This is a genomic window from Propioniciclava tarda, from assembly GCF_900182665.1.
Lineage (GTDB): Bacteria > Actinomycetota > Actinomycetes > Propionibacteriales > Propionibacteriaceae > Propioniciclava > Propioniciclava tarda.
Genome location: NZ_FXTL01000008.1, coordinates 68008 through 89163, shown reverse-complemented (window position 1 = coordinate 89163; position 21156 = coordinate 68008). Strand labels below are relative to the sequence as shown.

23 protein-coding genes are annotated in these 21156 nt (G+C 71.3%); 9 read left to right on the top strand and 14 right to left on the bottom strand.

From position 1 onward, the window contains the following. The first annotated feature begins 36 nt into the window (after nucleotides 1-36). Complete coding sequence (locus FN821_RS07970; protein WP_131171638.1) at nucleotides 37-1350, top strand: nicotinate phosphoribosyltransferase; 1314 nt, start codon at nucleotides 37-39, stop codon at nucleotides 1348-1350. Continuing rightward, nucleotides 1347-1910 carry an isochorismatase family protein gene (locus tag FN821_RS07965; protein WP_131171637.1) on the top strand — a complete coding sequence of 188 codons (564 nt, stop codon included), beginning with the start codon at nucleotides 1347-1349 and terminating at the stop codon, nucleotides 1908-1910. The genes FN821_RS07970 and FN821_RS07965 overlap by 4 nt, the downstream gene beginning before the upstream one ends. Here FN821_RS07965 and malQ read toward each other — a convergent pair whose 3' ends face one another. The 3 genes from malQ to FN821_RS07950 all read right to left on the bottom strand — a co-directional run bounded on the left by malQ (nucleotide 1911) and on the right by FN821_RS07950 (nucleotide 6009). Next, the gene (gene malQ, locus FN821_RS07960; protein WP_131171636.1) at nucleotides 1911-4064 is read right to left on the bottom strand and encodes a 4-alpha-glucanotransferase; all 2154 of its coding nucleotides are present in this window, start codon (nucleotides 4062-4064) and stop codon (nucleotides 1911-1913) included. A 1-nt stretch (nucleotide 4065) separates the two neighbouring features. Further along, nucleotides 4066-4557, bottom strand: a complete 492-nt coding sequence (locus FN821_RS07955; protein WP_131171635.1) for a MarR family winged helix-turn-helix transcriptional regulator — start codon at nucleotides 4555-4557, stop codon at nucleotides 4066-4068. 78 nt (nucleotides 4558-4635) lie between these two features. Next, complete coding sequence (locus FN821_RS07950) at nucleotides 4636-6009, bottom strand: MFS transporter (protein ID WP_165489261.1); 1374 nt, start codon at nucleotides 6007-6009, stop codon at nucleotides 4636-4638. Between the two features lie 51 nt (nucleotides 6010-6060). Here FN821_RS07950 and FN821_RS07945 point away from each other — a divergent pair, with 51 nt between their 5' ends. The 3 genes from FN821_RS07945 to FN821_RS07935 are packed head-to-tail and all read left to right on the top strand — an operon-like array spanning nucleotide 6061 to nucleotide 7464. Beyond that, on the top strand, nucleotides 6061-6327 hold the full coding sequence (locus tag FN821_RS07945; protein WP_131171633.1) for a DUF3039 domain-containing protein: 267 nt from the start codon (nucleotides 6061-6063) through the stop codon (nucleotides 6325-6327). A 17-nt stretch (nucleotides 6328-6344) separates the two neighbouring features. Continuing rightward, a complete protein-coding gene (locus tag FN821_RS07940; RefSeq protein ID WP_131171632.1) occupies nucleotides 6345-6845 on the top strand; it encodes a SixA phosphatase family protein in 501 nt (166 codons plus the stop codon). A gap of 4 nt (nucleotides 6846-6849) precedes the next feature. Further along, nucleotides 6850-7464 carry a hypothetical protein gene (locus FN821_RS07935; protein WP_131171631.1) on the top strand — a complete coding sequence of 205 codons (615 nt, stop codon included), beginning with the start codon at nucleotides 6850-6852 and terminating at the stop codon, nucleotides 7462-7464. A gap of 1 nt (nucleotide 7465) precedes the next feature. Here FN821_RS07935 and FN821_RS07930 read toward each other — a convergent pair whose 3' ends face one another. Genes FN821_RS07930 through FN821_RS07920 form a run of 3 tightly spaced genes read right to left on the bottom strand, consistent with a single transcriptional unit; the run spans nucleotide 7466 to nucleotide 9057 of the window. Then, complete coding sequence (locus tag FN821_RS07930) at nucleotides 7466-8485, bottom strand: phosphoheptose isomerase family protein (protein ID WP_131171630.1); 1020 nt, start codon at nucleotides 8483-8485, stop codon at nucleotides 7466-7468. Between the two features lies 1 nt (nucleotide 8486). Continuing rightward, nucleotides 8487-8669 (bottom strand): Trm112 family protein, encoded by a 183-nt coding sequence (locus FN821_RS07925; protein WP_131171629.1) that lies wholly within the window; start codon nucleotides 8667-8669, stop codon nucleotides 8487-8489. Nucleotides 8670-8697: 28 nt separating this feature from the next. After that, on the bottom strand, nucleotides 8698-9057 hold the full coding sequence (locus FN821_RS07920) for a DUF3499 domain-containing protein (protein WP_131171628.1): 360 nt from the start codon (nucleotides 9055-9057) through the stop codon (nucleotides 8698-8700). Nucleotides 9058-9128: 71 nt separating this feature from the next. On the opposite strand from FN821_RS07920, the gene FN821_RS07915 reads away from it, so the two are divergent. Next, nucleotides 9129-9581 (top strand): metallopeptidase family protein, encoded by a 453-nt coding sequence (locus FN821_RS07915; RefSeq protein WP_131171627.1) that lies wholly within the window; start codon nucleotides 9129-9131, stop codon nucleotides 9579-9581. Between the two features lies 1 nt (nucleotide 9582). Here the strand turns inward: FN821_RS07915 and FN821_RS07910 are convergent, their stop codons facing one another. From FN821_RS07910 to FN821_RS07890, 5 genes are all read right to left on the bottom strand, one after another. Further along, entirely contained in the window at nucleotides 9583-10983 is a 1401-nt protein-coding gene (locus tag FN821_RS07910) for a DUF5719 family protein (RefSeq protein ID WP_131171626.1), read from the bottom strand. Next, nucleotides 10983-14075, bottom strand: coding sequence for a glycosyltransferase (locus FN821_RS07905; RefSeq protein WP_131171625.1), 3093 nt, complete (start codon nucleotides 14073-14075; stop codon nucleotides 10983-10985). Before FN821_RS07905 ends, FN821_RS07910 begins: the two co-directional genes overlap by 1 nt. 52 nt (nucleotides 14076-14127) lie before the next feature. Next, nucleotides 14128-14385: a WhiB family transcriptional regulator gene (locus FN821_RS07900; RefSeq protein WP_131171624.1), complete on the bottom strand. Its 258-nt coding sequence runs from the start codon at nucleotides 14383-14385 to the stop codon at nucleotides 14128-14130. 118 nt (nucleotides 14386-14503) lie between these two features. Next, on the bottom strand, nucleotides 14504-15259 hold the full coding sequence (locus tag FN821_RS07895; RefSeq protein WP_131171623.1) for a hypothetical protein: 756 nt from the start codon (nucleotides 15257-15259) through the stop codon (nucleotides 14504-14506). Nucleotides 15260-15270: 11 nt separating this feature from the next. Next, complete coding sequence (locus tag FN821_RS07890; protein WP_131171622.1) at nucleotides 15271-16347, bottom strand: mannose-1-phosphate guanylyltransferase; 1077 nt, start codon at nucleotides 16345-16347, stop codon at nucleotides 15271-15273. A 137-nt stretch (nucleotides 16348-16484) separates the two neighbouring features. Here FN821_RS07890 and FN821_RS07885 point away from each other — a divergent pair, with 137 nt between their 5' ends. Beyond that, nucleotides 16485-17324 (top strand): serine hydrolase, encoded by an 840-nt coding sequence (locus tag FN821_RS07885; RefSeq protein ID WP_131171621.1) that lies wholly within the window; start codon nucleotides 16485-16487, stop codon nucleotides 17322-17324. Nucleotides 17325-17348: 24 nt separating this feature from the next. Here FN821_RS07885 and purE read toward each other — a convergent pair whose 3' ends face one another. Beyond that, entirely contained in the window at nucleotides 17349-17843 is a 495-nt protein-coding gene (gene purE, locus FN821_RS07880; protein ID WP_131171620.1) for a 5-(carboxyamino)imidazole ribonucleotide mutase, read from the bottom strand. Beyond that, entirely contained in the window at nucleotides 17840-19051 is a 1212-nt protein-coding gene (locus FN821_RS07875; protein ID WP_131171619.1) for a 5-(carboxyamino)imidazole ribonucleotide synthase, read from the bottom strand. Before FN821_RS07875 ends, purE begins: the two co-directional genes overlap by 4 nt. A gap of 102 nt (nucleotides 19052-19153) precedes the next feature. Between FN821_RS07875 and FN821_RS07870 the strand changes: the two genes are divergently transcribed. Continuing rightward, on the top strand, nucleotides 19154-19864 hold the full coding sequence (locus tag FN821_RS07870; protein WP_131171618.1) for a Type 1 glutamine amidotransferase-like domain-containing protein: 711 nt from the start codon (nucleotides 19154-19156) through the stop codon (nucleotides 19862-19864). A gap of 37 nt (nucleotides 19865-19901) precedes the next feature. On the opposite strand, the gene FN821_RS07865 is transcribed toward FN821_RS07870, so the two are convergent. After that, nucleotides 19902-20342 (bottom strand): GtrA family protein, encoded by a 441-nt coding sequence (locus FN821_RS07865; RefSeq protein ID WP_241660117.1) that lies wholly within the window; start codon nucleotides 20340-20342, stop codon nucleotides 19902-19904. Between the two features lie 37 nt (nucleotides 20343-20379). On the opposite strand from FN821_RS07865, the gene FN821_RS07860 reads away from it, so the two are divergent. Continuing rightward, nucleotides 20380-21024 (top strand): alpha/beta fold hydrolase, encoded by a 645-nt coding sequence (locus FN821_RS07860; RefSeq protein ID WP_131171616.1) that lies wholly within the window; start codon nucleotides 20380-20382, stop codon nucleotides 21022-21024. Nucleotides 21025-21156 lie beyond the last annotated feature (132 nt).

Here is a 21156-nt window from a genome sequence, read left to right as displayed (position 1 = left end):
CACATTCTTTCACGAGTGCCCAATAGGGTGGCCCCCATGAACGGGTCAACGGCGCTGCTCACCGATCGCTACGAGCTGACGATGCTCGACGCCGCGCTGGCGTCCGGCCGTGCCTTCCGCAAGACGGTGTTCGAGCTGTTCCCCCGCCGGCTCCCGGACGGACGCCGCTACGGCGTCCTCGCCGGTGTCGGGCGCATGCTGGACGCCGTCGAGGCGTTCCGCTTCGAGGCGTCCGAGCTCGACTACCTGACGACAGCCAAGATCATCTCGCCGGACCTGGCCGCCTGGCTCGCGGACTACCGGTTCACCGGCAGCATGTGGGGCTACGGCGAGGGCGAGGTCTACTTCCCGAACGCTCCCCTGCTCATCGTCGAGGGCACGTTCGCCGAGGCCTGCGTCCTCGAGACCCTGCTGCTGAGCATCTACAACTACGACTCCGCGGTCGCGGCGGCGGCGTCCCGGATGACGCTCATGGCCGGCGATCGCCCGTGCATCGAGATGGGGGCGCGGCGCGCCCACGAGCGGGCCGCGGTCGCGGCGTCCAGGGCCGCCTACATCGCCGGCTTCGCGGCGTCGTCGAACCTCGAAGCCGGACGCACGTACGGCGTCCCGACCGCCGGGACGGCCGCGCACAGCTTCACCCTGCTGCACGGCTCCGAGGAGGAGGCGTTCCGCGCGCAGCTGGCGACGCAGGGCAAGGGCACGACGCTGCTGGTCGACACCTACGACGTCGAGGCCGCCGTCCGGACGGCCGTGGAGCTGGCCGGACCCGAGCTGGGAGCCGTCCGCATCGACTCGGGCGACCTCGCCGATCAGGCGGTGGAGGTGCGCGCCCTGCTGGACTCGCTCGGCGCCACGAAGACCCGGATCATCGTCACCTCCGACCTGGACGAGTACCAGATCGCGGCCCTCAGGGGCGCCCCCGTAGACGGCTACGGCGTCGGCACCTCGCTCGTCACCGGCTCCGGGGCGCCGACCTGTTCGATGGTGTACAAGATCGTGGCCCGCGCCGACTCGGACGCCGCCGACGCCACCCTCGAACCGGTGCAGAAGCGCTCGCCCAACAAGGCCACGATCGGTGGCCGAAAGTACGCCCTGAGAAGGCGCAACGCGCGCGGGATCGCCGAGGCCGACGTGATCGGCATCGGAAGGCCGCCCGTCGACGACGGCGACGACCGGGCTCTGCTGGTGCCGCTCATCGACGCCGGACGGATCGTCGGACGCGAGCCCCTGTCGGCCGCCCGCGCCCGCCACGCCGCCTCCCGGGCCGAACTGCCACGCGCGGCGCACAAGATGAGCCGCGGCGACGCCGCCATCCCCACGATCATCGATCCGGAGGTTCAGCCATGACCAAGGCCATCGTTATCGTCGACGTGCAGAACGACTTCTGCGAGGGCGGCAACCTCGCGGTCGAGGGCGGGGCCGCCACGGCGTCCAGGATCTCGAGCTACCTGGCCGGGCACCCCTACGACGTCGTCGTCGCGACCCGCGACGCGCACGTCGATCCGGGGACGCACTTCTCCGACGACCCCGACTACGCCGAGACCTGGCCGCCCCACTGCGTCGAGGACACCCTGGGCGCGATGCTGCACGAGAACCTCACCTATCGCACCTTCGCGGGCGTGTTCGCCAAGGGCGGCCACGCCGCCGCCTATTCCGGCTTCGAGGGACGCGACGAACACGGGACGCCGTTGGCCGACTTCCTGCACCGCCGCGGCGTGACGGACGTCGACGTAGTCGGGATCGCGACCGACTACTGCGTCAAGGCCACGGCCCTGGACGCCGCACGGCTCGGCTTCGCCACCACCGTCCTCCTCGACCTCACCGCGGCCGTGCATCCGGACGGCGTCCGCGCCGTCACCGAAGCGCTCACCGAGGCTGGCGTTCGGGTGCGGCGCACCAACTCCTGATCAGCGCATCCCGACCAGCGGCGTCGCGAAGCCGTTCATGACCGAGGCGAGCCGCTGAGCCCGCGTGCTGCGGAAGACGTCCTCGAGCGAGAGCAGCGTGCCGTCGGGTCCGGACAGGGGCACCCGCCAGTTGGGGTACTGGTCGACCGTGCCCGGCTGGTTCTGGGTGCGACGGTCGCCGACGGCGTCCACGAGCGCAGCACAGACCACCAGGGCCGGCGATTGCAGCACGAACCGGTGCAGCGCCAGGACCATCGCCTCGACGTCGTCGTCGCCCTCCTCGCCGGGGTGGTACAGCCCCCGGTCCCACAGGATCGCGCGCCACGTGTCGAGCTGCCGGTCGAAGTTCTGCTCCTCGACCCCGACGTCCTCGGTCAGCAGGCCGAGTTCGGCCTGCAGCGCGATGTGGTCTTTGGCGAGGTACCCGGCCGTCGGCGGCATGTCGTGGGTCGTGACGGACGCCATGCAGAACTCGCGGTAGGCCTCGGGGGCCAGCGGCGCTCCGTCGTGGCCCGACTCGAACCAGGCCACCGAGGTGCCGAGGATGCCGCGTCCGCGCAGGTAGTCGCGCACCCACGGCTCGACCGTGCCCAGGTCCTCGCCAATGACGAGGGCACCGGCGCGCTGGGCCTCCAACACGACGATGCCGACCATCGCCTCATGCGGGTAGCGGACGTAGGTGCCCTGCGTCGGCGGCTGACCGTCCGGGATCCACCACAGCCGGAACAGGCCCATGATGTGGTCGATCCGGACGCCGCCCGCGTGCCGCAGGATGCCGGCCACCATCGACCGGAACGGCGCGTACGACAGCTCCTGCAGACGGTCCGGACGCCACGGCGCCTGCCCCCAGGACTGGCCCAGCTGGTTGTAGTGGTCCGGCGGCGCGCCGACCTCGACACCGGACGCGAACGCGTCGCCGAGCACCCACGCCTCGGCGCTCTCCTTCGACACCCCGACGGCGAGGTCGTTGACGATGCCGACGCGCATGCCGGCGTCCTTGGCGGCCGACTGGGCGCCCGAGAGTTGGGTGTCGGCGATCCACTGCAGCCAGACGAAGAACTCGACGTCGGCGGCGTTCTCGGCGGCGAAGGCGGCGACCTCCGGCGAGGACGGCCGCTGGTACTCCTTCGGCCAGCTGCGCCAATTCATCCCCAGGGCGCCGACCAGGGCGCACCACGTCCCGAACTGGGTCAGACCGCGGCCCTCGCGGCGGACGAAGTCGTCGAGGCTCATCTGGCGCGCCGGCGTTCGACCGGCGTCGAAGATGATGCGGAGCGCCGCCAGCTTGGCGACGAAGATCGGGTTGCGCTCGATGCGATCGACCGAGCCGACCTCGGCGAGCAGCTTCTCTTTGAGCCCACGGATCTGTCGGCGGGCCTTCTCGTCCAGCACGGCGTACTCGGGGATCGACTCCGGCCGCAGGTACAGGGGGTTGACGTAGCGGCGGCTACTGGGCAGGTACGGGGACGGCTCCAGGGGCGTCATCGGCTCGGCGGCGTGCAGCGGGTTGACGAGCACGTAGTTGGCGAACTGCTGGGTGGACGACCACGTCGCCAGATCGCCGAGATCGGCCAGATCGCCCATCCCCCAGCTCTCGTGCGAGCGGACGCTGTACAGCTGGGTCGCGTAGCCCCAGATCCGGCGATTGCCCATCGCTGGAGGCAGCCCCAGGAACGCCGGCGTCACGATCAGGGACGACTCGACGCTCCAGTCCTCCGACTCCAGGTGCAGGCGGTGGTAGCCGAGCGGCAGGTCACCCGGGACCCAGAACGTCGCCTCGCCCAGGAACCGGTCGCCCACCCAGCGCGGCGGTGCCCAGTTCTCGACCTGGTAGGTGTCGCGCTCGCCGCCCTCTTCGAGGCGGACACTCAGCCGCGCCTCGCGGCCGTGGTCCACGTGAACGTTGACGTGGGTGCCCGTGCCGGCCTGGATGACCACGCAAGCGGGCAGGGCGGAACGCCAGGGCTTCAGGTCGAGTTCGGCCAGGGCCGTCGCGATGGCCTCGCCGGACGAGGCGTCCACGTCGAGCGCGGCCAGGATCGAGACGACCGTCTCAGGGCTGACCGGGGTGAGCCGGCCCTTCCAGTCCCAGAACTCGGTCGCGATGCCGTGAGCGTCCGCAAGCCGCTGCAGATCGGGGTCGGCCAAGGCCATGTCAGTCTTCTCCTTCGAAGGGTGCGATCAGGGAGCGGAGGAGGTCGGCCGTGTGATCGACGTCGTCCCTGGACAGCGAGCGCAGCAGCGTGTGTTCGGACGCGACCAGGTCGGTGAGGGCGGCCTCGACCGCCTGGCGTCCGGTACGCGTCAGGCGAACGCGGACGCCTCGGCGATCGCGCGGATCCGGCAGGCGCTCGACCATGCCGCGCGCGGCCAGCCGATCGATCCGGTTCGTCATGGTGCCCGAGGTGGACAGGGTCTCGTGGATCAGCGCCCCCGGAGACAGCTCATAGGGGGCGCCGCTGCGGCGAAGCGCGGCCAGGACGTCGAACTCCCAGACCTCGAGGCCCTGCGCGCCGAACGCTTCCTTCCTGGCGAGGTCGAGGTGCCGGGCCAGCCGGCTCACGCGGGAAAACACCCGAAGCGGCTCGACGTCCAACTCCGGAGCTTCCCGCTTCCAGGCGGCGAGAATGCGGTCCACCTCGTCCATGGGCACGGCTCCTTGTCTCGGAGTCGAGAGTCTAGCCACAAACACTCTCGGGCTCGACTGAATCGCGGGCGTCCGCTTTCAGGGCCTGGCCGAGAGGTTCTCGACGTGCCCGCATCGTCTCGAGAAGGCCACGGACGCCGCCGCGCACGCCGCCGCCAGCGCGGCGGCCCAGCCGAACGCGTTGCGGAGATCGCCCGCCCCGCTGAACGCGCCGAAGAGGGCACCCGCGGCGCCCACGATCACGGCGTTGCCGAGCGCCTCGGCCACCTGCAGGGCGGACGTGTTGTGGCCGAGCTCGTCGGTCGGCGACAGCTGGATCATCAGGATCGACGTGCTCGGCATCGCGAGCCCCATCCCGGCGCCGGCGATCGTGGCACCCGCGATCACGACCGCCACCGGGACCTCCAGCACGAACGACCCGGAGGCCACGATCGATAGGCCCACGGTGACCAGGGCGGTGCCCAGGGTCGTGATCCGGTCTCGGCTGAGGTGCAGCCAGCGCTGGGACTGCACCCAGGAGCCGAACGTCCAGCCGAAGGACGCGACCGTTAGCGCGATGCCACCCACGAACAGCTCCTGGCCGCGCAGCTTGACGATCATCAGCGGCAGAAAGGCGAAGGTGATGCTGAAGGCCCCCGAGAAGAAGAACCGGGAGGCGATGACCCCGGCCAGGCCCACGCCCCCCGGACGCCAGCCGCGCGGCATCAGCCGCGGGATACCGACCACCAGCAGCAGCGCGCCCGCCACGCCCAGGGGAATCCCCCACAGCGAGCCCAGCTGGGCGGCCGCCTGGACGACCGCCGCTCCCACGGCGAGGCCGAGCCCCGCCAACAGGGTGCGGGTGCCGGCGGGCGCGGCTCCGAGACCGGGCAGCGGCCGATGGGCCAGGGCCGGTCCGAGCAGCGCAACGCCCAGCCCCACCACGGGCAGGACGGCCCAGAACACGGCGTGCCAGCTCCAGACGTGCACGAGCCAGGCCGCGACACCCGGACCCACGAAGGACGGCAGCATCCACGCGAACGAGAAGTACGTCATCAGCCGGCTCGTGTCGGCGGGCGGGAACGCCCGGCCGACCACGACCATGAGGGCGAGGTTCGTCAGGCCACCGCCGAGCCCCTGGACGAAGCGTCCGGCCAGCAGCATGGGCATCGACACCGCGAGGGCGGACAACACCACCCCGGCCGCGAAGATCAGCACCCCCAGCTGCAGCGGACGCACCGGGCCGAAGCGATCGCAGAGGCGTCCGCCTGCGACGATCGCGACGATCTGTGGGATGGCGAAGGCCGTGAATGCCCAGGCGTAGAGATCGAGCTGCCCCAGGTCGGCGGCGGCGGCCGGCATGGCCGTCGACACCGACTGTGCTTCGAAGGCCACGGCCGTCACCAGCACCAGCAAGCCGGCGATCAGCGGCCGCTGCGACAGCGCCGCTGAGGTGGGGGCCGGGGAAGTCACGCCCGCCATCTCACCATGCCGTCGCCCCGCAGGGGGAATTACGATGGCGCCATGACCCAGCTCGCTCCCGGCTCCCAGACCGTCCTCGACGAGCGCACCGACGCCCGCCTCGACGCGGGCGATCACGAGCGCCTCAGCCACTACGTGGCCAAGAACAAGCTCACCGAGGCCATGGTCTTCGGGACGCCGGTCGTGGCGCTCTGCGGCAAGGTCTGGGTGCCCAGCCGCAACCCCGACAAGTACCCCGTGTGCCCCGAGTGCAAGGAGATCTGGGAGAGCCTCAACCCCGGCGCCGGGGGCTCGGACTCCTCCGACTGACCCCCTAAGATGCGCCTATGTCGGGCGAAAACAAGCTGTTGGTGATGCGGCACTCCAAGTCGTCGTGGAAGACCAACGAGCCCGACCATCGGCGTCCGCTCAGCGGTCGCGGCACGCGGGACGCCGTGGTGGCGGGCCAGTTCTTGGCCGTCCACGCACCCGACCTGGTCTGGGTCTCCTCGGCGACGCGGGCCGTCCAGACGTGGCAGTGCGCCCAGTTGGGCGGCGCGAGCGCCGCTCACGCGGTGACGTCGGACTCCCTCTACGCGGCGTCGGCCGACACGATGCTGGGCGTCCTCGCTAGGACCCCCGAGTCGGCGTCGGTCGTCGTCCTGATCGCCCACGAGCCGGGCGTGAGCGACCTGGTCACGAAGCTGGCAGCCCCTTCCGCCCTCACCGACGAGGTGGCCGCGCACTTCCCGACGTCCGCGATCGCCGTCTTGAGCCACGACCAGGACTGGTCGAACCTCACCCCCGGGAGCTGCACGCTCGACTCCGTCGAGATCCCGCGAGGCTGATTGCATGCCGGCATGGGTCCAGGGGCTGGGGTACAGCGCGGCGGCGCTGTACCTCGTGGCGTTGGGCATCCGGGGCGTCGTCTGGCCACGGGCGGTCATGGCGCTGGCTGGGATCGGCTTCTGCGCCTACGGCGTCCTCACCGGGACCTGGCCCGTCGTGATCGCGAGCGCCGCGATCGCCCTGATGAGCCTGTGGCGCCTGCGGTCCGGACTCGCCGCGCCCGCGGCGTCCGAGATCGCGGCGGTGCCGATGGAGCCCGGGCATCCGTTCCTGACCGACTTCCTGCGCGCGAACCTGGCCGACATCCGCAAGTCCCAGCCCGACTTCGACCCGGACGCCGACGCCCCCTTCGTCCGGCTGATCACCCGGCACGGCTTCCCGGCCGGCATCCTGATGGGCCGTCCGGAGGGCCAAGAGCTGACGATCGTCCTCGACTACGTGACCCCGCGCTATCGCGACTCCCGGCAGGGCCGCTGGCTCTACGGCGACGGCAAGGCCACGTTCACCGACGCCGGATTCAAACGGCTGCTCGCCTCGACCCGGACCTATGAGCACCAGACCTACCTGGAAGGCCTCGGCTTCCGTCCCGAAGGGGCGTGGCTGGTCAAGAGCCTGTAGTTCAGGACGGCTCGGAGCGCCCCAGGCCGATGCCGAGGTACGCGGCTGCGAACCGGCCCTGCTGGAGGACGGTGGCGTAGCGGACCAGGTCCGCGCCGGTCTCGTGGACGAGGTAGGACACCCGGACGTCGGCGGCCCGCGCGTTGTGCTCCAGGATGTCGCGTTCCGAGTCGGACGCCGCGTCCCCCAGTCCGTCGTCGACGATCACCAAGCTCGGACGCCGCTCCTCGCCGTCGCTGTCGAAGGGATCCGCGAACGGGTCCTTCGGGGCCGTCTGCGCCAGCAGGGGGATGAGTTCGGTCGCGTCCGCGGCCAGCGCCACCCGACCGGACGCCGACCGCACCGCCTCCGCGATGCGGCGGCAGGCACGAGCGCCCAGCACGGACCCGCCCCAGATCAGCGGCGACGCGTCCGCCAGTTCCAGGGCCAGGGTCTTGGCCGGATTGGCCGATACATCCTTCGCGTGCGCGGACGCCTGCGCGACGGCGTCCAGGGCGTCGGCGATGGGCTCGGAGTCGACCTGCGTGGCCAGACCGAGCTGGTGGAGCGCCATCAACGCCGTGACCGCACGGCAGAGCGGATCGGTCGTCGTGGACGGCAGCAACGTCGTGAGCCGGGAAGCCGCGTGCTCGGCCAGCGGGGAGTCGGGACGGGCCGTCACCAGGACGCGTGACCCGCGGCGCAAGGCCTCGCGCACGCAGTCGAGCGGCTGGGGGCCCACGCCGCCGAGCACCACCACGACGTCCAGCGGGCCCACCCAGCCGGGCAGTCCGAGCGCCGGCCAGGCGACGAACGGGACGGGACAGGTGGGCTCCAGTACGGCGCGCAGCAGGCGGGCCTCGGGGCCGATCGCGATGACCGCCCGCGGGCGTCCCTCGTTGCTCAACGATGCGAGCGCGCCCTCGGCGGCGGCCACCTCGCGGCGAAGCCGCGCCCCCGCCTCGGCGAGCGGGCGGAGCAGGGCGTCGCCGCTGCGCAGCGCGTCGGGCTCGTCGAGTCGGGAGTCGTCGAACTCCCTCATATCAGCGCTCGGGCTTTCGCGCGGCGTCCGTCACCAGGATCGGGATCCCCTGCCGCACCGGGAAGGCGAGCCCACAAGCGGGGTTGCAGCAGATCAGCTCGGCGGCCTCGTAGTCGAGGCTCAGTTGCTGATGGCACTGGGGGCAGACCAGCAGGCCCAGCACCTCGGGTGCGATCTCGCTCACAGGTGGTCCTTCCTCGGGGGTGTTCACCCTACCTGCCATCGTGGGCGTGGTCGGCGACCACACCGAGGTGTCCGACGCGCCTCGACAGGGCAGGCTCGGGGGCGGGGCGATCCTCGAAACCGAGGCCCACCTGGCGCACCGCGTCGGCCAGCGCCGCGAGGTCGTCCGACGAATGCGAGGGGGCGTCCGGGTCGATCGGCAGCCGGATCAGTTCCCAGCCGCGCGGCGTGCTGAGGCGTCCGCAATGCACCCGACACAGGTCGTAGGTGCCGGGCTCGGACCGGAGCGCCAGCGGCCCGACGACGGCCGTCGAGTCGGTGTAGGCGTAGGTCAACGTGGCCACCGCGGGCGCCGAGCAGCCCGCCTTGGAGCAGCGTCTGGCGATCACACCGGTGAGCTTAGGTGGGGAGCCCCGGCGAAACCCCGAGGCTCAGCGCGTGTCGGCTAGGCTCCTCGACCGTGGTGAAGAGCAGGGATCGACACGGCCGCGGGCTCCGCGGACGCCTCGCGTGGCCGAATCCCTACACCGGAGCTGCCGTCAGCGTGAAGACGCGTCCGGACCGCCGTTCGTTCTTCGCCCACTGCGTCTCGGACGCCCTCGCGCAGATCACCCGGACGTGCCCGCGGGCGCTCGGTTCGGTGGACGTCGGCATCGAGGACGTTCCGACGATCGCCACCTCGTGGGATCCGAGCCGGGTGCCGCTGGCGGCCGCGCTCTCCCCCACCGTCGAGGTGAACGGGCAGATCGTGCTGTTCCGGCGTCCGCTCGAACGCCGAGCGGCGACCCGCAAGGGGCTCCGCATCCTGGTGTACCGCACGATCGTGGAGCAGCTGGCCAGCATCACCGGGATCAGCGTCGACGAGATCGATCCCGAGGGCCATCGCGAGGCCGATCCGGACTGGGACGACTGAGTCAGCCGCCCAGGCGCGGATCGCGCGTCACGACCACCGCCGGGACCGGCGACGAGGCGTCCGCAACGCCCACCATGGCGATGCCGGTCACCGTCCCGACCGCACCGGTGGCGGCCAAGCTCACCCGCAGCGACGGTGACGAGCTCACGACGCTCAGCAGCAGCCCAGCAGTCGGCCCCGGCTCGAAGGTGAGCGCCGCGGAGGCCAAGACGTCTTGGGACTTCTCCAGCAGCACCTTGCCCGACGGGTCGGTGATCTTCACCTCCACGTGGGCGGCCTCGGCACCGGGGTTGGCCACGGTCACGACCGGGGCGATCCCCCCGGGCAACGGGACGTTCACGACCGCCTTCGCGCCGACTCCGGCGTGCGCGGTCAGCGTCGCCCAGTCACCCACCGTCGCGGCTTCGACGGCCGCGACGATCGGACGCGAGCCGGTCAGACGCAGGGCCGCGCTCTTGCCGCCGAGCACCTTGTCGAGCGGGAAGGTTCGCGTCGTATCGGCGGGCACGTCGACGGTCTCGATGCCCACCGGCGCGTAGGCCCCGTCCGGACCGAGCACCTCGACCTTGACCTGAGCCGTCCGGTCGCCGGGGTTGCCGATGACCAGCGTCCTGGCGCCGTCGCCCGCGGGCACCGACCCGATCACCGCGAGTTCGTCCGGCTCGGCCGTCGCCGAGATCCAGTCGGCCCCGAGCGGCGCGGTGCCGTTGAAGAGCCGCTGCCGGACGAACGCGGCCACGCGTCCGGTGGACGTCGCCACCTCCAGTGTCACGGGCGTGGCGGCGTCCACCAGCGGGCCCATGGGCAGGATCCGCTGGCTGCGGGCCGCAACTTCGACGCCGCGCGCTCCTGGCGCCGCGAGGGCGCCGTCCGGGCCGTAGACGTTGATGTTCACGCTCGCCTCGGTGGTGTCGAGGTTCACGAGCACGACCTCAGAGCGTGCGTTGGCGTTCGACCGCACGCCCGCGAACCACTGTTGCGCGCGCGGCGAGCGACAGGCCGCCAGCGATAGACCTTGGTCGGCGTCCGTCGCGGCGGACGCCGACACGACGCCCCAGAAGGGGGACCCGACCGGGGCCGAGATCCTGCCCGGGTCCTTGGCGAGCGCGATGACCTGCGGCGACGTCAACGGAGTCAGCGTGGTGGGCGTGGCCAGGGGTGCTTGGGCCAGTCCATCGCCGAGGGCCGTCAGCCCCAGTTGGACGCCGGCGTCCAGGGTCGGGCAGGCGCGTGTGACCCGCACCGCGGACGCGTCCGCGACGGGAGCTGTCGGGCGGATGGCAGGGACGAAGGCGGTCGCGGCGGCGAGGGCCACGGCCGCGACGGCGACCGCCACCAGCGGCCCCTTCGCCGGTCGAGCCGCGGCGGCGCGACGCATGGTCGTTGAGCGGGAGTCGGTCATCACACGCCCCTCCTGACGTGGCGAGGGGTCCTGGCGCGCGCGTCGGACGCCGACGGCGACGCCGGGGCGGCCAGGGCCAGCAACGCGATCAACAGTGCGGCCTGAACCCCCGCCCACCAGGGGACTCCCCCCTCGCGGTTGAGGGTGACGGCGCCGCCGGCGTCCGGCACGGCGAAGGCCGCACGACCTGCGACGTCCGGCAGGCGCGTCGCCAAGGCCTCGCCGATGCGCACCGCGAGGGCGGGCGACGTCGGCTCAGCCACCAGGAGCACGCGTCCGGCGCCGCCGGCGGGCACCGACGAACCGGGGTCCACCCGGGTGGTCTGCTCCCCGGACACCAGCACGAGGCGTCCCGAATCGGGGACGATCCAGCTCGCGCCGTCGGCGTCGGCCGCGCCGACGCCCAGACCGGGAACGTTCGAGATCGACACCCGCTGGTCAGGGGACGCCCCGGTCACCCACAGGTAGCAGACGCCCAGCGACTGAAGGTCGCTGACGATGCGTTCGTCGGCCGAGCCCTGGGCGAGCCGGTGCACGACGGACTGGGCCGTCGCCGTGCCGTCCTGCGAGCCGCCGAAGGCCAGCCCACGCTCGGCGTCGCCGAGGCGTCCGAAGTCGCCTTCCAACAGGTTCCAGGACACGTGGTCGCCCCGAAGGTCGAGCGTGACGATGCGGCAGCTGTCGCGGGCGGCGTCCTTGCGGATGAAGGTCGGCACGGACGACCCGCCGCGGCGCTCGAGCTCCGCGTGTCCCAGGGCGACCCACCAGCCGCTGCCGATGGCCACGGCGCCGCAGGCGAGGAGGGCGACGGCGTAGACCAAGGCGTGCCGCCGATCGAAGGTGCTCTCCGCGATCGACTCGCGCAGTCCGTCGAGGCCCAGAACCGCGGCCCAGATCAAGGCGCCAGCCATGCCGACGGTCCACGCCGTCGCTTGCGGATGGGTGGGGATCCCGGTGGGCTGAACCGTCACGACGATGCGCGTCAGGACGACGGCCACAGCGGCGCTGCCCAGGGCCACGGCGACGGCCCAGGCAGCGCGGCGGTTCAGGACGGCACCGGTCAGGGCCAGGAGCCAGATCACGCCCAGCGTGGCCGCGGCGACCCACACAGGGGCGGCCTCGGGGGCCGCGCGGCCGAGCAACAACTCGATCCGGCTCATGGCGTTGGTCGGCACCAGCAGGGGCTCCGTGCCGGTCAGGAGGCGTCCGGGGAAACGTGCAAGCTCGGCGGTGAACGGGGTCACGAGCAGCAACAGGGGCGACACGGCGGCGACCGCCGGCCGGATCCAGCCGTGTCGAAGCCGCCAAGCCAGGACGCCCACCGCAGCGACGACTGCCACCCAGGTGAGGGGCTCCGCCGCGGTCATGACGGTGGCCGCCAGGCCGACGCCACCGACCACCGGCCAACTGGGCTCTCCGTCCTGCCACCACGTCACGAGCCGTCCGGCGAGCAGCGGGAGGGCGATCGCCCAGGCGACGGCGCCCAACTGACCGGAGGCCACGGCCCCCGTCAGGACCGGCACCAGCGCGTAACAGGCCGCACCCCCCAAGACCACCCACCGGTCGTCGGCCAGGCGGCCCAAGACGCGCGAGGCGAACAAGAAGCACACCGGCACCGCCCCCAAGAGGACGAGGCTCACGATCAGGTCGGGGTGCCCGAGGGTCAACAGCGACGCCGCCCACACGAGCCCGACCCATGGCGCCCCGGCCGACGGGTCCGCCCCGCTGACCCCAGCGGCGTAGCGGGCGAAGAGCGCCCCGATCGAGTCCGGCACCTCGAGCAGCTGCGGTCCCGACAACGGCGCGAACGACAGCAGCCCGCGGCTGGCCACCAGGGCGCCCACGATGAAGACCCAGGCGAGCACCCAGACGGGCGAGATTCGCCGCTTGGTCTGGTCGTCGCGGGCGAAGTCGTCACCCGTGAGCGCCTCGAGGCCCAGACCACCGCCCCGATCGCCGAACGCCGAGAGCCAGTCGGTGATGCGTCCAAAGGTCTCGTCGAGGCGACGCGTCCGCAGCGCCTTCCGGGTGAGGCGCAGGGCGCCCACGGGCTCGTCCGAGCGGTCAGACCCCTGCGTGGCCGACAGATATGACTGGTGGAGCCGGTCGACGCTGGCCCGGTCCGCGCGCCACTCGCGCACGGCGGCGCGCTCCAGGCGGGCGTCCAGGAGGTCCTTGCCCACGACGAACCCGAGCACGCGCCGCAAGGACTCGGCCCCGAGGCGTCCGCGCTCACCGGACGACATCGGGCCGGACCGGAAGGCCTCGTGCAGCGCTAGACCCCACCGCCGCTTGTCCTGGTGCGGATCGACCGCGATGTTGTCCCGGATGCCTCGCGTGGACGCCTCGACGTGGACCACCCGAGCACGCGGCTGCGTCACGACCCGATAGCCCGCGAGGCGTGCCCGCCAGCAGAACTCCAGCCCCTGGACACCGGACGGAACCGCGTCGTCGAAGCCCCCCAGCTCGTCCCACACCGACCGCCGGACGAGCATGCCGCAGGAGTTCAGACCGAGGACCTGCGTGCTCTCGAGTTGGCCCTGATCGACCATTCCCTCCGGGACGACTCCCGTGATGACACCGCTCTCGGTCATCGTCTGACCGGCCTCGCTCACCCGGACGGCTCGTCCGCGGCGTCGGCCGGCCTCCAGCAGGAGAGGTCCGACGACGTCCGCGGGGCCATGCACCGCGGTGTCGAGAAGGCGATCGAGCGCCGAGGCATCCGCGACGACGTCGTCGTGCAACAGCCACAGCCACTCGTCGGCGGGCAGCCCCTGCAGCCCCTGCGCGACGTTGGCGCCGAAGGATGCGTCCCTCACGCCCTGGACGACCGCCTGGACGCGACCGAAGGTGCGAGCGTCGGACGCCACCTGCGCCGTCTTGTCGTCGGAGCCCGCGTCCACCACGACGAGCCGGGTGGGCCGCGCGTTCTGGGCGGTCACCGAGTCGATCGCGGACTTGAGCCAGCGCTCCCCCTGATGCGCGACGATCACGACCGTGACCGTGGCAGGGGAAACGCGCACAGCGGCGCCGTCAGCGTCGTCCTGGCGGGCCCACGCCCACGGGTCAGCGCTTGAGGTGTCGTCGGTCATGGGGCCTTATCGTACGGGCCCGCGCGCCGTAGCCCGACGCGAGCGCCCGCGCCTAGACGACGCGACGCTTGAGCTTGCGCCGCTCGCGCTCGGACAGCCCGCCCCAGATTCCGAAGCGTTCGTCCTTCTCCAAGGCGTAATCCAGGCACTCGGAGCGGACCTCGCAGCTGTGGCACACGCGCTTCGCCTCGCGGGTCGAGCCACCCTTCTCCGGGAAGAAGGCCTCGGGGTCTGTCTGGGCGCAGAGCGCGGCCTCTTGCCAGGCGAGGGCACCGTCGTCCGAGGGATCGACGATCAGCAGCTCTGACATGCGATTCCTCTTCCTGGTGACGGGGGTGCTGAGGGAATTACATGCCTGTAGTTCGCTGATAGTCAAGCCGCAGAGGTCATCAAGGCCAATTCTTAGGTGGCCGCTACGGCGTGTCGCCTTACGCCTCGGGCTCTGAGGTCGTAGAAGACCCTCCCCCGATGCGCCGCCAGCCCATGGCCTCCGCGGCGCCCTGCTTCGTCCGCGGATTCGCAGCCCACGCCCCGGCCGGGGTGTACGGCGCCTCAGTCGGAGCCTCCACGGCCCTCTTCGGCACGTCGGGCGCGTCCGAGAGACGAGCGGGACCCGCTCCGGACGCCGCGTCCGCCGCCGTCTTCCAGACCGAGCCGGACGCCTCCGCGGCCCGCCACACCGGCGGCGCGTCGTCTGTGATGGCCCGTGGCGACTCGACGACGGGCTCGGCCGCGGGCGTCTGCATCCGACCCGCCTCGACGGCCCGGTAGATCGTCCACAGCGCGAAGGCAGCCCCGGCCTTGAGCGTGATGTCGAGCAGTCCCCCGAGCAGCTCGAAGATGACGCCCAGCACGCCGTTGGACGCCCACAGGCCCAAGAGGGTGGCCACGATCGTGAGCACGGTGCCCACGGTCACGATGATCGCCGCCCAGCGCGCGATGGTCGTCGACCTCGGGCTGGCCGGCGCGATGAACAGGCACAGGCACACCAGGGCGACGAGCGCTGCGACCAGCGTCAGGTTCGTTGAGTTGTTGGCGATGTCGGCGAAGGCCGCGAAGACCGGCACCTCGCCGCGCGTCAGCACGAACACCAGGCGAGCCGCGTTCAGCACCATGAATCCGACGATGATCACCATCACCGCCCAGGCGGCGGGCTCACGCACCTTCTTGAGGCTGTCGAGCATCGCATCCCCTCTCACGCGTAGTCCGGTGCCGATTCGGCGATCTTGGCGACGAGCGCCTTGACCTTCTCTGCCTGGTCTTTAGTGGCGACCAGGATCGCGTCCGGGGTCTGCACGATCACGAGGTCGCTGACGCCGAGCAGCGCGATGAGCTGGCCCGAGCCGCTGTGGTCCAAGACGATGTTGTTGGTGGCGTCCAAGGTCTGGATCAGGGCATTGGACGCGTTGTCGTCGGAGTCGCTCGGCAAGAGCTCGCCGAGGCTGGCGAAGCCACCGACGTCGCGCCAGTCGACCCCCAGCGGAACGGCCACCACTCGCGCGGACGCCTTCCCGTGCGCCACCGGCTCCAAAATCGCGTAGTCCACGGAGATCTTGGTGAGGGTGGGGAAGATCTCGGCGAGGCGTCCGGGATGGTCGGCCAGGGTCATGATGTCGGCGTACGTGGTCGGCTCCAGCAGCCTCAGTTGCTCGAGGAACGTGGACGCCCGCCACACGAACATGCCGGCGTTCCACCAGTAGTCGCCGGACGTCACGTACATCGCCGCGGTGGCCAGGGGCGGCTTCTCCTTGAAGTTCGCCACCGCGCAGGCGCCGGGGTGATCCGCCAACGGCTCGCCCCGCTGCAAGTAGCCGTAGCCGGTGTGCGCGCTCGTCGGAACGACCCCCAGGGTCACCAGCACGTCGGGCGAAGACTCGGCAATCGTGAAGGCCTGGTCGAGCGCCCCCGCGAACGCGTCGACCGGTTCGATGACGTGATCGGCCGTCAACTGCGCGATCACGGCGTCCGGATCACGGCGCAGCAGCACCGCGGCCGGCCATGCGCACGCGTTCAGTGAGTCGCGCCCCTCGGGCTCGCCCAGCAGGTTCTCAGCCGGCAGGGCCGGCAGTTCGCGGGCCACGGCGTCCAGGTACGCCTCGCCGGTCACGACCACGATCCGCTCCGGCGGGACGACGCGCGAGGCGCGCTCGTAGGCCAGTTGCAGCAGGCTTTGGCCGCTGATCAGCTTCAACAGTTGCTTCGGCGTTCCCTTGCGTGACAGGGGCCAAAGGCGCGTGCCCGAGCCCCCGGCCATGATGACGACGTAGCGCATGGCCGCAGCGTATCCGACCCGGATGGCTCCCCTCTGGCCGGGCTCGTGCGCCGATTGCGGGCGCGCCTTGGGGCGTCCGGTTTCGGCGGGTCTGACAAGATGGCCACGATGATCAACGGGTGGAAACAGGAGATCGGATGAGTTCGCGGCTGACCCGCCGGACCGTGTTGCTCGGCGCCTGCGCCGTCCTCGCCGGGTGTGCGAAGCCGTCCGCGACCGTGGTCCGGCCGACGGCGTCCCCCACAGGCGCGATCGCCGACCAGTTGACCGCGATCATGCGCACCTACGACGCGAACACCGACAAGCTCGGCGTGTTCGTCCGCGACCTGACCAGCGGCAACGACTGGAACCACAAGGGCGATTACGCATCGCAGAGCGCGTCGATGGCCAAGGTGATGATCTCCGCAATGGCGCTGCGTCAGGCGCGCTCGGAGGGACATCCGCTGGCGTTCGCGCAGCAGACCGACGTCAGCAACGCCCTCATCAACTCCGACAACGACTCCGCCGATCGGCTGTGGGCCTACGCCGGCGGGGCGGACGCGTACCAGCGCCTCGCGAACGAGCTTCAGATGACGTCGTCGCACCGGGACGCCAAGCGGCCCGACTGGTCCTGGACCTGGACCACCCCGCGCGACCAGGTGACGCTTCTGTCAGCGCTGATCAACGGCACCCCCGCGCTCGTTGATGAGGATCGGCTGTACGAACTCGACGTCATGCGCAAGACCAATCCCACCCAGATCTGGGGCGTCGGCACCAAGCGCAGCGACGACGTGGCCGTCCAGATGAAGAACGGCTGGGTGGAGTTCAAGAGCAGCGACGGCCTGTGGGCGGTCAACTCGATGGGGCGGGTGCAGGGCGAGGGGCGCGACTACCTGGCCGCCATGATGTGCCGGGTGAAGACGTTCGAGCAGGGCAAGGCCCTGTTGGACGCCATCGGCTCGGATCTGTTCAAGATCCTGGGCTCGGGCAGCATCTAGCCCCCGGCTCCGCCGAAGCTCGCGTCAGCGACCCCGGACGACCTCACCCTTCGCGACCGCTGCCGCCCTCAGCGACTCCTGGAAGTCCACCATCGCCTGCTGCAGCCCCGCATCGGACGCCCCCAGGATCCGCACCGCCAGCAGGCCCGCGTTGCGGGCGTTTCCGATCGCGACGGTCGCCACCGGCACGCCGGACGGCATCTGCACGATCGACAGCAGGGAGTCCAGCCCGTCGAGGTGCTTCAGCGGCACCGGGACCCCGATCACCGGCAACGGCGTCAGCGCGGCGAGCATGCCGGGCAGGTGGGCCGCTCCCCCGGCGCCGGCGATGAGGCAGCGCAGGCCGCGTCCGTGCGCCTCGCGTCCGTAGCGGACCATGTCCTCCGGCATCCGGTGCGCCGACACGACGTCGGCCTCGTAGGCCACCCCGAACTCGGCGAGGGCCTGCGCGGCGGCCTCCATCGTGGGCCAGTCCGAGTCCGAGCCCATCACGATTCCCACCAGCGGCTGCTGCTTCATCGGTCCTCCTCCAGGTTGGTGCGGCGGCCTTCGAGAGCCTCGGACGCCGCCCGCGCGCGTCCGGCGACCGTCGCGAGATCGTCACCCAAAGCGGTGACGTGGCCCACCTTGCGGCCGGGCTTGACCGCCTTGCCGTACAGCTGGACGCGCAGCGCGGGGTCAGCGGCGAGCACATCGGCCAGCCCGCCCACGAGGTCGTCGCGGGAGCCGCCCAGGATGTTGCTCATCACCGCGACCGCGGCGGTGGCGTCGGTCGGACCCAACGGAAGCCCGGCCACCGCGCGCAGATGGTTCTCGAACTGGGACGTCCGCGCACCGTCGATGGCCCAGTGCCCCGTGTTGTGCGGACGCATCGCGAGTTCGTTCACCACGACCGACCCGTCCGCCAGTTCCATCAGCTCCACGGCGAGGAGCCCGACGACGCCGAGTTCGGACGCCGCCGCGATGCCCAGGGCCTGGAGCGCGTCGGCCCGCTCAGCAGACAGTGCCGGTGCGGGTGTCGTGGTCTCGCGGCAGATGCCGTCGGCCTGGACGGTCTCGGTCACGGGGTAGGCCAGGCAACGGCCATCGGCCCCGCGGGCCACGATGACCGACAGTTCGCGGGTGAAGTCGATGAACTCCTCCGCCAGGATCACCGGGCGTGGCCCGGACGCCGACGTCGCCGACTCCCGCTCCGTCGGTCCGAGGGGACCCTCGAGCGCCGCGAAGGGGACGTTCGCGTCGGCGTCCGACTCGATCTTGAAGACGCCCTTACCGTCATAGCCGCCGCGCGACAGCTTGGCGATGACGGGCCAGCCGGTCTCCCGGCCGAAAGCCACAAGATCAGCAACCGAGTCGACGACGCGCCACCGGGGGCACGGCAGTCCGAGTGCCGTGAGCCGCGCCCGCATCACCGCCTTGTCCTGGGCGTGCTCGAGGGCGTCCGGACCAGGTCGAACGAGCACGCCGGACGCCTTCAAGTCGCGCAGCAGATCGGTAGGCACGTGCTCGTGATCGAAGGTGATGGCGTCGCAGCCCGACGCGAAGGCGCCGAGGACGCCGGCGTCCGCGTAATCGCCCACGGTCACGTCCGCGATCACCTGCGCCGCCGACGAACCGGGGGCCTCGGCCAGCAGCTTGAGGTTCAGCCCGAGCGCCGCCGCGGCCGGTGCCATCATGCGCGCCAGCTGCCCGCCGCCGACGACTCCGATGGTGCGTATCCCGGTCACGGGGGCAGCCTAACGGGCCTCGACGCGGCGCCTGCCGGACAGCCGGATCACGGGCCGGAACAGCCCATCCGAAGCGGCTGTGTTCCGTGCCAAGATGAGCGCATGACTGCACACATCGTGGCCATGGGTGGCGGCGGATTCTCGATGTCGCCCCTGGGGGCTCCCACCAATCTCGATCGTTACCTCGTGGAGTTGACCGGCAAGTCAAGCCCCTTGGTGTGCTTCGTGCCGACGGCGTCCGCGGACGATCCGCAGTACATCAACAAGTTCTTGAACGCCTACGGCACGCTCGGCGTCCGCGTCATGGTGCTGACGCTCTGGCAGGACGCCGCCCGCTCCGTCGAGCGCCTCGCCGAGGCCGACCTGGTCATGGTGGGCAACGGCCTGACCGTCAACATGCTGGCCCTGTGGGAGGCGCACGGCGTCGGCAAGGCCCTCAAGCAGCGCTATGAGGCCGGCGATGTGGTCCTCGGCGGCGTCGCCGCCGGCGCCAACGCCTGGTGCGAGGGCTTCGTCACCGACAGCTTCGGCCCGTTCCGCGCGGTGCGTGGCGGCCTCGGGCTCATCCCGAGCAGCTTCTGCTGCCACTTCGACGGCGAGGACGGCCGCGTCCCGGTCTACACCGAGGCCATCGCCGACGGCACGCTGCCGGAGGGCTACGCCTGCGACGACGGCGCTGGCATCCACTACTCCGAGGGCAAGCTCAAGGGCATTGCGGACACCCCCGGCGCCCGCGTCATGCGCTTCCGTCCGACGTCGTCACCCACGTCGTCCGGCGTGTTCAGCGAGCCCGTCGACGTCGAGCTGCTCTAGGCCGACACGGTGCTGATCGGACGCCCTCGGCGTCCGGTCAGGGGTGACGGAAGATCACCGTCCGCTGGACGATGAAGTTGACCGTGGTCGCCAGGCCCTGGGCCACGACGAACCCGACCGCGTTCGCCACCTCGCGGCCGTACGCCGTGAGCAGCGGCGGGAAGAGCAGCGCGAACGTGCCGACCTGCAACGCGAACGTCAGTGCATAGAGCGCGGCGACGGCGGCAAGGCGTCCATGTGAGTGGGCCGCGCGGAACGTCCAGACCCGGTTGATCGAGTACGCGGTCAACGTGCCGAAGACGAACGAGAGGGCTTTTGCCAGGTTGTGATCCCAGCCGAAGGCGTACTGGCCGACGAGCAGGAGCCCGAAGTCGACGGCCGCCGAGAGCACGCCGGTGAGGATGAAGCGCGTCAGCTGGGTCCGCAGCGACAGCCGGTCGCCCGCCGCCGCAGCGGTCTGGGGATCGGGCGTGGTCACGGCCGCCATGCTGCCACAAGCCGCTACGGTGACGGACGTGAAGCTCCTCGTCTTCGTCCATGGGCTCGGACAACTCCCGCAGACCTGGCAGGACCAGGTGACGGCGATGCCGTCGGACCAGTTCAAGGCGGTCGCCCCCTGGATCAAGGGCCTGCGTCCCGGCAAGCTCGGCGCGTTCTCGGTGGACGCCGCGGCCGACGAGCTGCTCGGGCTGCTCAACACCTACGGCGTCGAGTCGATGGCCCTCGTGGGCTCGGGGTTGGGTGCGGTCGTCGCCCTGGCCGCCGCGGAACGGTCACCGGATTGCGTGTCCGATCTGGTCGTCGAGGGGGTCGCGCTGAAGTACGGACGCCTCGCGATGGGCGCGCAGAAGGCGATGATCCGGGCGCTGCCCGACGCGAGATGGGCTGCGACGGGCCTCAACCGGACCTCCGTGCTGAGCGTCCTCGACGGGCTCGCCGGGATCGACCTCGAGCGCGACCTGGGCAGCGTCCGCGCCCGGACGCTCGCCATCGTCGGCGCTCACGACAGCACCCAGCGCCCCGCCTCGGACGCCGTGGCCGCCGGTGTGCCGGGGGCAAGATTGACGGTCATACCGGATGCCTCCGATCCGGTCCACCTCTCGGCACCGGAGGCCTTCAACGCGGCGCTCTGGGGGTTTCTGGACGCTGCCGCAAGCTAGGAAGCATTGCTCGTTGGGGGCATTCGTTGGCGGATCACCCGGGGAATCGCTGGCTGATCGCCTCGGTCATGCGTTGGCGGATGACACGGGGCAGTCGTTGGCTGAGCCTGTCGAAGCCCCTTGCTCGCGCGG

Excerpts from the sequence above, each read along its gene's own strand:
- FN821_RS07910 (WP_131171626.1), bottom strand. The coding sequence starts at position 10,983 with ATGACCGACTCCCGCTCAACGACCATGCGTCGCGCCGCCGCGGCTCGA.
- purE (WP_131171620.1), bottom strand. The coding sequence starts at position 17,843 with ATGAAGCAGCAGCCGCTGGTGGGAATCGTGATGGGCTCGGACTCGGAC.
- malQ (WP_131171636.1), bottom strand. The coding sequence starts at position 4,064 with ATGGCCTTGGCCGACCCCGATCTGCAGCGGCTTGCGGACGCTCACGGC.
- FN821_RS07930 (WP_131171630.1), bottom strand. The coding sequence starts at position 8,485 with ATGAGGGAGTTCGACGACTCCCGACTCGACGAGCCCGACGCGCTGCGC.
- FN821_RS07945 (WP_131171633.1), top strand. The coding sequence starts at position 6,061 with ATGACCCAGCTCGCTCCCGGCTCCCAGACCGTCCTCGACGAGCGCACC.
- FN821_RS07895 (WP_131171623.1), bottom strand. The coding sequence starts at position 15,259 with ATGCTCGACAGCCTCAAGAAGGTGCGTGAGCCCGCCGCCTGGGCGGTG.
- FN821_RS07885 (WP_131171621.1), top strand. The coding sequence starts at position 16,485 with ATGAGTTCGCGGCTGACCCGCCGGACCGTGTTGCTCGGCGCCTGCGCC.
- FN821_RS07955 (WP_131171635.1), bottom strand. The coding sequence starts at position 4,557 with ATGGACGAGGTGGACCGCATTCTCGCCGCCTGGAAGCGGGAAGCTCCG.
- FN821_RS07870 (WP_131171618.1), top strand. The coding sequence starts at position 19,154 with ATGACTGCACACATCGTGGCCATGGGTGGCGGCGGATTCTCGATGTCG.
- FN821_RS07970 (WP_131171638.1), top strand. The coding sequence starts at position 37 with ATGAACGGGTCAACGGCGCTGCTCACCGATCGCTACGAGCTGACGATG.
- FN821_RS07905 (WP_131171625.1), bottom strand. The coding sequence starts at position 14,075 with ATGACCGACGACACCTCAAGCGCTGACCCGTGGGCGTGGGCCCGCCAG.
- FN821_RS07935 (WP_131171631.1), top strand. The coding sequence starts at position 6,850 with ATGCCGGCATGGGTCCAGGGGCTGGGGTACAGCGCGGCGGCGCTGTAC.
- FN821_RS07965 (WP_131171637.1), top strand. The coding sequence starts at position 1,347 with ATGACCAAGGCCATCGTTATCGTCGACGTGCAGAACGACTTCTGCGAG.
- FN821_RS07940 (WP_131171632.1), top strand. The coding sequence starts at position 6,345 with ATGTCGGGCGAAAACAAGCTGTTGGTGATGCGGCACTCCAAGTCGTCG.
- FN821_RS07900 (WP_131171624.1), bottom strand. The coding sequence starts at position 14,385 with ATGTCAGAGCTGCTGATCGTCGATCCCTCGGACGACGGTGCCCTCGCC.
- FN821_RS07890 (WP_131171622.1), bottom strand. The coding sequence starts at position 16,347 with ATGCGCTACGTCGTCATCATGGCCGGGGGCTCGGGCACGCGCCTTTGG.